General features: G+C 35.1%; 5 protein-coding genes and 1 pseudogene. All 6 read left to right on the forward strand.

All coding sequences use genetic code 11. From position 1 onward, the window contains the following. A partial coding sequence (locus A2290_04965) for a hypothetical protein (GenBank protein OGC14286.1) occupies positions 1 to 489 on the forward strand: 489 nt, incomplete at its 5' end. Continuing rightward, complete coding sequence (locus A2290_04970; protein ID OGC14287.1) at positions 490 to 1,212, forward strand: hypothetical protein; 723 nt, start codon at positions 490 to 492, stop codon at positions 1,210 to 1,212. An 11-nt stretch (positions 1,213 to 1,223) separates the two neighbouring features. Beyond that, positions 1,224 to 2,126: a hypothetical protein gene (locus A2290_04975; GenBank protein OGC14288.1), complete on the forward strand. Its 903-nt coding sequence runs from the start codon at positions 1,224 to 1,226 to the stop codon at positions 2,124 to 2,126. Beyond that, positions 2,123 to 3,076 (forward strand): hypothetical protein, encoded by a 954-nt coding sequence (locus A2290_04980; protein OGC14289.1) that lies wholly within the window; start codon positions 2,123 to 2,125, stop codon positions 3,074 to 3,076. Before A2290_04975 ends, A2290_04980 begins: the two co-directional genes overlap by 4 nt. After that, complete coding sequence (locus tag A2290_04985) at positions 3,054 to 6,056, forward strand: hypothetical protein (GenBank protein OGC14290.1); 3,003 nt, start codon at positions 3,054 to 3,056, stop codon at positions 6,054 to 6,056. The genes A2290_04980 and A2290_04985 overlap by 23 nt, the downstream gene beginning before the upstream one ends. A 210-nt stretch (positions 6,057 to 6,266) precedes the next feature. Beyond that, a pseudogene (locus A2290_04990) lies at positions 6,267 to 7,037 on the forward strand (hypothetical protein).

Genomic DNA, 7,037 nt, shown 5'->3' on the forward strand with positions numbered 1-7,037 from the left:
GATGTTTTGGTTGTGAAATATCAGAATAAAGTTATTAATTTATGTTTCAGATTTTTGGGGAATTATGATGATGCTTGTGATTGCGCGCAAGATGTTTTTGTAAAGGTTTTTGAGTCGCTTTCAAAGTTTAGAGGTGATTCAAAGTTTTCGACATGGCTTTATGCTGTTACAGTTAACTTTTGCAGGAATAGAATTAGTTCTTTTAAACATAGAAAAAGCAAACAAGATACGAGCTACGAGATACAAGATGCGGGAGATGAATCTTTATCGCCGAGTAAGCAGTTTGAGCGAAAAGAGTTAAATAACAAAATTCAAAAAGCTATAGATTCTTTGGATGAAGATCAGAAGAGTGTCCTTATATTGCGGGATATTGAAGGCTTGTCTTATGAAGAGATTGTTGATATTACGGGGATAAAACTTGGGACTGTTAAGTCGAGAATTGCGAGAGCAAGGGAAGAGCTCAAAGAGAAGCTCAAAGGATTGATTTAAATGGATGATAAAGAATACAAAAACTTATTAAACAATCTTAAAAAGGTTGATGCGCCGCCTGACTTTTTGGCAAAAGTGCATGAGCGATTGGAAAAACGATCTAAACTTCGTGAAATGATAAATGGATTGTTTGTGCCTGTTCGCCTTAACATCCCCATGGGGCTTGCAAGCTCTGCCGTTGTTGCCGCTCTAGTTTTTCTTGTTGTTTACAATATCCAAATAGAAAAAGGATTTGATGTTATGAACAAAGACTACAGCAAAGGATTTGTCGCGGCAAATAAGCAAGAGCAAAATAAGAAGATTGCAAAAACAAAATTACTGCCTGCAGAGAAAAATAGAACAGAAAATTCTATTTTAGATCAAGAGAGGCTGAAAAAAAATAAAACTTCAATCCCGTCATCCTCTATTGAACCCAAAAAAGAACTGAAATCTGATTTTCTTTCCGAAGGCAAAAAAGAGGCTGATGCCGGGGCGGCTCTTTCTATGGAAATGCTAGATGTATTTGAAATTAAAGCTTATATTGAGAAAGCAGGAGGAACTGTCATTTCTTTTGAAAAGATATTCGGGACAGTAATATATCCAAAACAACTTGAAGCAGATATCCCTGTGGCTAAATGGGATGATTTTTTAAATAAAGCTAAAACTTTCCGTAGCGTAAAATCTATTTTGGAAAAAGAAAGCTCAAATACAGACTTTAGAAGAGTTTTAATTGAATTTAAATAGGAGGGCTTTATATGTCTGCCAAACAGAAAGACAAGAGGAAAGGAGTTCTTGCGATTTTTTTGATTTTATTTATAGGGTTATTTTTTAAAAATGAAGCAGGAAGCTTGGATCAGCAACAGGCTGAAGAGGGGGAAGTCGAAGTTAAAAGTGAAACAAAAAAAGATAGACTTGTTGAACTTGGTAAAACTAAAGAATGGCAAGAGTTTAAAAGGTTTTGGAAAGAGCTAGATATTATCTTACCCAGAGAATATGATAATAACAATATTCGGTATTTTATGGTTATCAATTTGGACAAAATGAATGAGTTGATAAAACATCTTGAAACTTTGAAATTGTCACTTTCCGGTTTGCCAGATTATCTTATAAGTTCTGAAGAAATAGACTTGTTGGCAAATTTTTGCCAAACTAGAATTGATTATATGTGTTTTGGTTCTATTGATAACGCGATGACAAGAATGGTAATGCCGCCAAATTTGATAGAGGATAATCTTGACAAAAATATTGAAAACTTTGAAAGGAAGATCGATGTTCTTCTTGATTTGAAAGCTAAGGGATTGATAGACCAAAAAGAGGGTGAGCAGGCCTTGTTGAATCTTGAAGAAAATATAGAAAAAATTTATGTGTTAAAAGCAATTAGCCAAAATTATGTTAAATTTTATTTTTATTGGCCGCAAGAAAAAGATAGTGAAAATTATAAAGCTTCTGACTATGTTGGGCTATTTGAAGAATATTATAATAATTATAAAATTAAAGGCAGAAATCATAAAGAAGGATTAAAAGAGCCTTATTATTATGATAATTATACTTCGGAAGAGGATATAACCTTGAAATATGAAACGACAAAAAAAGCTATAAAAGAAGTTAAAAAAAATCTCCCGTTTTTAAAAGCATTAGTTATTGATATGGAAAGATGAAAAAACCGTATTTTATTTATGAAATAACGGCTCGATGCAACAACAATTGTCTTTACTGTTATAATGTTTGGAAAGAGGAGCATAATTATGATCAAAGAGAGCTTTCTTTTGATAAAACAAAAGAATTGTTTGATAAGCTTTTTGATGATATTTCACCTTCAGGAATAACAATTGCCGGAGGGGAGCCTCTTTTACATCCTAATATATTTGATGTTGTTCTGCTTTTAAGTAAAAAAACAAGAGTTGGCATAGCTACAAATGGTCTTTTGCTTGACGAAGAAAAGATTTCCAAATTAATTGAGAATGGTGTTATCTACTTTGAAATTTCTCTTCCTACTTTGAATCCAGGCACATATAAGCATTTATGCGGTAGCGAACAGTTGGAAATTGTGCGAAAAGCTGTTTTGCTTATTAAAAATGGAGGCAGTAAATTGACCATCTCTTTTGTTGCTACAAAATTAAATTTAGAAGATATTTCAGATGTTATAGATTTGTCTTTTGCTTTTTTGGCTGACACTGTGGCGATAAATCGTTTTGTCCCCGGAGGGAGAGGCTTAGACTATTTATCCGAATTGTCTATTTCAGATAAAGAACTTTTGCAAGTGCTTGTAATTGCTGACAAAAAAAGCAAAGAATATAAAATGCCGATTAATATAACAATTCCGATTGAATCTTGTATTATTAATCATAAAGAGTATCCCAACTTGAATTTTGGCTCATGTGTTTGCGGCAAAGAAAAATGGGTTATTGATCCTTTCGGAAATTTAAGAACTTGCGAACAAAATCCTCAAGTGATCGGAAATCTTCTTAGTAGCAATTTTTCTGAATTATCTCAATCAGAATCAGTCAAAAGTTTTCAAGAAAATAATTTTTCAATCAGTTGCGAAAAATGCGGGCGATTTGAAAATTGTGGTGGAGGATGTCGATTTGTTCGTAGTCATAAAACATGATGTCGGGAACTTTTCTGCGACTTTTCTGTCTAAACCAGTGGAAGCGATATTCAAGGAGGAAACAATGGATATGTTAAAGTGCTGGCTTATGAATTTTTTGTTTTTTGGTGTAATAGTTGTCAGTTTGGTGTTTGTTGCGGCCTATAAGGTAAATGCGCAAAAAGAGGCAGATGTTGATGTGAATGTTACGGAAGGGTGTTTGAGGAGTGAGTCGGAAGATGGTAAGATTTTGGAATTTCCGCTCAAACATACTGATGTCTTCGCTGAAATATCTGGTTTTTTGGCCAATGTCGAAGTAAAGCAATACTTTAAAAATCCTTATAAAAATAAAATAGAAGCTGTCTATGTTTTTCCACTTCCCGAAAGCGCCGCTGTAAATGAAATGGTGATGACAATTGGAACCCGCAATATTTATGGAGAAATTCATAGAAGAGAGGTTGCAAGGCAGATTTATGAACAAGCAAAACAACAAGGTAAACGGACAGCTCTTTTAAATCAAGAACGCCCAAACATATTTACTCAATCAGTTGCAAATATTCAGCCCGGGGAAGAAATTGTCGTAACAATCAGATATATTCAGCCGTTAAAATATGACCGCGGGACTTATAGTTATGTTTTTCCGATGGTTGTAGGCCCAAGATATAATCCGCAAAGCGTAACCGATGCGGCAAATATTTCTCCTCCTGTCTTAAAACCCGGAAGAAGAAGCGGACACGATATAAGCTTATCGGTGAAACTTGATCCTGGGCTTGCAATTTCCAATTTGCATTCCAAATCTCATGATATTGATAGGCAAATGACTAAAGATTGCAAAACCCTCATTAGCATTAAACCGCAAGATTCAATACCCAACAAAGATTTTATTTTAGAGTATCAGGTTGCGGGAGCGCTTCCCAAATTTTCTTATCTCACTCACAAATCCCAACAAGGCGGTTATGTGATGCTTATGCTCCAACCGAGTTTCAACAGCGTAAATTACAATCTCCAAAAGAAAGAAATTTTCTTTGTTGTTGATTGTTCAGGGTCAATGAGCGGATATCCTATACAAAAAGTAAAAGAGGCAATGTATCACTGCATAAAAGGATTGTCGGCTGACGACACTTTTCAAATAATAAGATTTTCTGAAAATGCGAGCGCGTTTGCACCAAAACCCGTTCCCGCAAGTTATTACCACAAAGAAGAAGCGTTGGATTATATACAGGCATTAAATGGGGAAGGGGGGACAATGGCGATAGAAGGGGTAAAGGCATGTCTTGATGCCCCAAAAACAAAAGATAGGCAGAGGATAGTTTTTTTTATGACGGACGGTTATATTGGAAATGAAAATGAAATTCTTGAAGCTATAAAAGAGAAAAAAGGGGATACAAGATTATTCTCTTTTGGGGTTGGTTCTTCAACAAACCGTTATCTTTTGGAAGGAATGGCGAAACTTGGGAATGGGACAGCGCAATATATCAGGCAGGATGAACCTGCCGAGCCTATTGTAAAAGATATGCTTTCCAGAGTTTCAAAACCTTATTTGACCGATGTTGAGTTAAGTTTTTCCGGAGTAAAAGTTTATGATATACAACCCGATCCTCTGCCCGATCTTTATTCTGCCCAGCCGCTTATAATCTTTGGTCGTTATGATAATAGCGGAAGTGGTTCTGTGACTTTAAAGGGGAAAATTAACGGGAAGAGTTATCAAGAAAAGATAAAGGTTGATCTGCCCGATTGGAATTTTGACAATTATTCTCTTGCTTCTGTATGGGGAAGGGAAAAGATAAAAAGCCTTATGCTTGCTCAAATTGGTGGGAAAAAGGATGATATCAAAGAAGAAGTAATAAAGTTGGCATTGGAATATAAATTGATGTCGCAATATACCTCTTTTGTAGCAGTTGACGAAGAGATACCGGAAAGGAGTTCAGACCTCCTTCCTCAAACGGTGTATATCCCTGTTCCTATGCCGGAGGGGGTTAGTTTTACTGGTGTTTTTGGTTCCCCTAAAGATTATGACGGGTATTATTTTTCATCCACATTTCAGCCTCAAGTAAATAAATCTATTCCCAGTAGTTTTATTCAAGAAGATTTAGAAACTAAAAAAGTAAAAAGAAATGAAGATGAAAGTTATCAGGAGCAAGCAAGCGGAAAATATATCATACAGATAGGAGAAAAAGATTATCAAAACTTCATTAAATGCTTACAAGAAATAGAAAATGATAAAGATGGGAAAGTAATCCTCAAATATTTAAAAGATAAAGACCAAAGAATTGTAGCATCTGCCATAAAAGAGGGGACGACGAGGTTAAAACTTAACGCTCTTGTTCCTGACCTTGCATATTATTTGTTAAATGGAAATATAGATAGAGAATATTGGGCGATACGGGAATCTGCTTTCGGATTGTACAGGTTGTCAGTTGCTGATCCCAAAATGAAAGAACCAATTCAAATGATTTTTGCTGAAGTAATCAAGAAAAATTATCCAAAAAATGTAGGAAAACCTTCTTTTGACCATGAACAAGTGATCCACCAAACGGCATTAAGAAGCCTTTTGGGATATAAAGGGGAGGATGTCTATCCTTATGCAAAAAATATATGGGACAAAACGAAAGATAATGATTTGAAAGTTATATCCGCATATCTTCTTTTATCCAGGGTGAACAAGTATTCATACGAGGTTGCAACCAAAGTACTTGACGATCACAGATATTCCGGGGCTGAATATTCTGACCTTAGAAAGGCTTCTATAAGGGCAATATTCAGATTTAATCAAAATTCTAATACTTTTAATTATAAAGTTAGTTTAGATTACTGGCTGTCATATCTAAAAAGGGAGAGTTCGTGGCAAGTGAGAAAAGAATTGGCGGCTACATTAATACATATACTGGGAGCCAATAATGCTCAAGTTAAAAAGGCACTTCTCTCTGATCCTCATCCGGAGGTAAGGGGATTGGCTTTTTTTTCCATGGTGAAGGTTAAACCAAATGGCAATAAAGATTGATTTTTTGACTTTTTTCTCAATTTATTCCCACACCAAAACCCCATACATGAAACTCACGCTACAAATAGCGGGATATTTTAGTGTGGGAACAAATAAGCGCAAATTGATATAAAAATGTGCTATAATTTATAAATGTCCTTGCGCAATATTATAGTTCCAAATTGCCAAGACACAATGTAATTTTCAACAAGTATCAATTTAAGTTTATTTATGAAGATAATTCCTCCGTTAATACCATTAAGATTGTTAAGAAGAGTAGCTTCCTCAATTGACAGGGCTATACATCCTCCAGTTTCTTCAGGCAGGACAAAACCAATTGTTCAAATTACCCTTCCTATAGTAGATTCTACAATGTTGAGGTTTGCAATCATGGTGGATAGGGCACATTCCGATAATCTTGAGGATTTTTTGTTTGTAGTAGCACGTTTAGAAGGGCTAAATTATAATCCTAGAGAGATCAGGGCAATCATTATTGCAAAACTTACAGAGATAATTGAACAATATAAAATAAAAGAAAACGGCGTTGGTGGGAGTTCTTCTCCAAATGTTGATGAATTGTTGAGTGATGGGATTGCTCAAAAAATAAAAACAAAAATTATCTCCATAATGACAAGAGATTTAGGTATCTCTAGGGATAGCTTGTCATCTTCCACCGGCAGAGAGAATTTAAAAGATTATTTTAACGCACTTCTTGATGCCTATCTTCCTTTGGGGGATGAAACAATGTTTGGTTGTTTAGAAGGACTTGGATTGGAGTTTATTCCTTTTAAAGGCGACAAATATAAATTGGTATCTATAAATAAGGAAGAACTTAGAAAACTGGCAAAAGATTCAAAGGCGCATATAGCATTGGCAGAAGAATTCGCATGGCTAAAAAAGAAAAAAAGCGATATTATCTCCCATTTTTTGACTGATCCCGATATTACTGTCTTCATTTTCAATGCTGAAAATAAATTGGTAGGAGGGCTTTCTGCTATTGAA

The sequence above is a fragment of the candidate division WOR-1 bacterium RIFOXYB2_FULL_36_35 genome (assembly GCA_001771505.1).
Lineage (GTDB): Bacteria > Margulisbacteria > WOR-1 > XYC2-FULL-46-14 > XYC2-FULL-37-10 > XYB2-FULL-36-35.

Bases quoted from the DNA above. Each gene is read 5' to 3' on its own strand.
- A2290_04970 (OGC14287.1), top strand. From the start codon at position 490: ATGGATGATAAAGAATACAAAAACTTATTAAACAATCTTAAAAAGGTT.
- A2290_04975 (OGC14288.1), top strand. From the start codon at position 1,224: ATGTCTGCCAAACAGAAAGACAAGAGGAAAGGAGTTCTTGCGATTTTT.
- A2290_04980 (OGC14289.1), top strand. From the start codon at position 2,123: ATGAAAAAACCGTATTTTATTTATGAAATAACGGCTCGATGCAACAAC.